General features: G+C 45.2%; 2 protein-coding genes and 1 pseudogene. 1 reads left to right on the top strand and 2 read right to left on the bottom strand.

What is annotated here, in order from left to right:
• A pseudogene (locus CGX12_RS19000) lies at window positions 1-260 on the top strand (electron transfer flavoprotein subunit beta); the annotation flags it as partial.
• A gap of 119 nt (window positions 261-379) precedes the next feature.
• Here CGX12_RS19000 and CGX12_RS20145 read toward each other — a convergent pair.
• Window positions 380-628 (bottom strand): hypothetical protein, encoded by a 249-nt coding sequence (locus tag CGX12_RS20145; protein WP_217898214.1) that lies wholly within the window; start codon window positions 626-628, stop codon window positions 380-382.
• An 89-nt stretch (window positions 629-717) separates the two neighbouring features.
• Window positions 718-1,941: an SIR2 family protein gene (locus CGX12_RS18995; RefSeq protein WP_217898213.1), complete on the bottom strand. Its 1,224-nt coding sequence runs from the start codon at window positions 1,939-1,941 to the stop codon at window positions 718-720.
• Window positions 1,942-2,611: the final 670 nt, after the last annotated feature.

Genomic DNA, 2,611 nt, shown 5'->3' with positions numbered 1-2,611 from the left:
GGCTTGGGCGCGGCAGCATCAGCGAACAGCAACCGGCCGCGCCCAAGCCCGACGCCGACCGCGCCGGCTGGACCCTGCAGGACGCCAAACCCAGGCCCAAACGCCTGAAAGTGGCCAGCGCCAAAACCGCCGCCGACCGCTTCAAGCAGGCCACCGCCAAGGCCCAGGGCGGCAAGGGGCAGATCATCCGCAACGACCCCCAGGCCGCCGCCAAAGCCATCTACGACCTGCTGGTAGAGGAGGGGGTACTGAGGAAGTAGGTTGGGTAGGTTTTGAGGATTGAATAAAGACGCCGGCGGAAGCCGGCGTTTTTTTGGGGGACGTGTGACGTTTCAAACAGCCGATGTGTTGAAGGTCGGCGGAGTTGACTTGTTAAACGTTACCACCCCCACTTCAATCTGTCGTAAAGAGCTGCAAGCTTTCTAAAACTACTTGCATAGCTGGATACGTCATAGTCAAATTTTTCTTCATTCTCAATTAAAAATTGGTGAAGCATATCTATATTTACTTTGTCTGTGCTTAGAAATGGAATATATGCGGCTGCATTTTCAGGAGTGCAGGCATCAATGATTTGCTTTATGTCCATATGGCGATAATTTCTAAAGAAAGGCTTTGTGTATGAATTCATTCGCAATTTCTTTGAATCACGAAATACAACCTTATCTAGAGTGTAACCACTTTTTTTATAATCCTGCTCGTTAGTAATGCCAAGTTTATTTAAATACATAAATACATAAATACAGGAACATTAGGTGTTAACTTACAGGACTTGGGGGCTACATGTTTAAGGATCTGTTCGCAATCGTAGTCTTTATTTTCGTGTAATAAATCTTCAAGTAGATCGTTTGTGCTGATACTTTCATAGCCAATTGATGATGGCCCAATAAACTCCTGCTGAGCTACACCCACACCGACTAAAAATTCAACATCATCTTTTGTCTCTATTTCATCTATATCAACGACACAAATTTTTTTCTCTGGTTCAGATGATTGAACTAGTTCGTACAGCTGCTCTTTACAATATCTCAAAACTCTTGCTGGGATTTTTCTTTTAGTTGAATGTATAGCCTTATAAACTGGCAAAAAGTCATTCGTTTTCACTAGTACCAGTGGTATCTGTATCCCATCAATGGTCAGATATGTATCTGATATGTTAGGTTCCTCTCCTTCAGAAAGCCTCTGTATAAAAATAAGATTCTTTCTTAGCTGCTCGATATTATCTCTACCTATACAACCAGATATAGCTTTCAATAAGCTGCTAATATTCTCATCAGAAATTGAGTAGCCAATAAACACTACTGGGTGCTCGACAAACAATGTGATCAATTTAGCTGCTAAATAAGTGTTCTTGTGATTGAACGAATTGTAATCATCGTCAGTTAAGATTAATGAATTTGAGCTGGTTGAACAGCCATGGATTTTATAAATCTCACCGATTTCCTGTGGGTTTGAAAATAGCAGTTCTTCCTGTCCGATGTAAGTTCTATACTCTGGAAAAAGCTGCTCGATGAACATATCCCAATTTGTTGTTATAACGCCATCGACATTTAAGTTTGCCAACAATTCAACTTCGCTTGCATAGTCTGATTCTTTTGCTTTAGATTGATCTAGGGTTGCTAAGTAGTTGCAAATTTCAATCCTGAGTGCAGAAGTTTCGTCTTTGATCTTGGATTTGAATCGTTCAACACTTTGGGAATATTCTGGCGCTGACCACCAGTATTCATTAAAGTCCCTTGCTAGCAAAGCAGCGACTTTTGGGTAGCTTCCATTTGCAGAGGATAAGTAGTATTCGAATGGCTTGCCTACTACACAAAACTTGCTGAGAAGCCCCTTCCAATCCTCCAACCCCAAATATCTTCTTGAGAACCCTGACCCCAAGAAAAGAAAGGGTCCTGCTGACCTACTGCGAAAGATGTCAACCAATTTGTTTTCTATATCCATATTAATTCTCATTTTAAGATTTATCATCCGATAAATGCTAACGTTCTATTAGCAGTGAAGAAAGTGCCAGCGAGGTATGTTTTAGCAAGTAATATTAGTGCCGTTAGGTAATGGGGTCAGGTCTTGCCTTTTGCCCTTCTAATTAGAGCTGGTAGCAAAGAACAAGAGCTGCGCCCATGCTGAACCTTTTTTAGGTCATAACTGCCTTCCTGAATGCTGCTGCAGATATTGCATCAAAGAGAACCTTGCCTTGGGCAAAACCCACGCTACCGCCCGTCACTGATCTCAGGCTTAAGCGCATCCCTGCTTCCTCGTTTGTGTCCATTCTTGTTGCGTCATGGTGAAAAGGCAATGACAAAGGGCGCATTTTGCGAGGCGTTTGTTGGAGCTTGGTGTTGTTTGGTTAAGTTTTAGCCAGTTTAGTGGGGTGGGGGCTCAGGCGTGTCTGCAGAGCAAGCGCCGTTGTCCGGGCCGGTGCGGCTTGCTCTGGTTCCCCGCCTTTGCGGGGCTGACAGGGGGAGTGCGGGGAGGGGGGGGTTGTGCGGGGGGGGGGGGGTTCGGTCTGCTGGGTACTGCGCCTCCCCTCATAGGGGGTAAGTGACTTCCTTTGTATCTACCCTGCTGGTCGGGGGATTGTTGCTGGCGCGCCGGCGAGCCCCCGCCTCTTTTT

This window comes from Zobellella denitrificans (genome assembly GCF_002237365.1).
Lineage (GTDB): Bacteria > Pseudomonadota > Gammaproteobacteria > Enterobacterales > Aeromonadaceae > Oceanimonas > Oceanimonas denitrificans.
The sequence above is the reverse complement of the archived record's forward strand: the minus strand, read 5'-3'. Positions and strand labels throughout refer to the sequence as shown.

Excerpts from the sequence above, each read along its gene's own strand:
- CGX12_RS20145 (WP_217898214.1), bottom strand. The coding sequence starts at position 628 with ATGAATTCATACACAAAGCCTTTCTTTAGAAATTATCGCCATATGGAC.
- CGX12_RS18995 (WP_217898213.1), bottom strand. The coding sequence starts at position 1,941 with ATGGATATAGAAAACAAATTGGTTGACATCTTTCGCAGTAGGTCAGCA.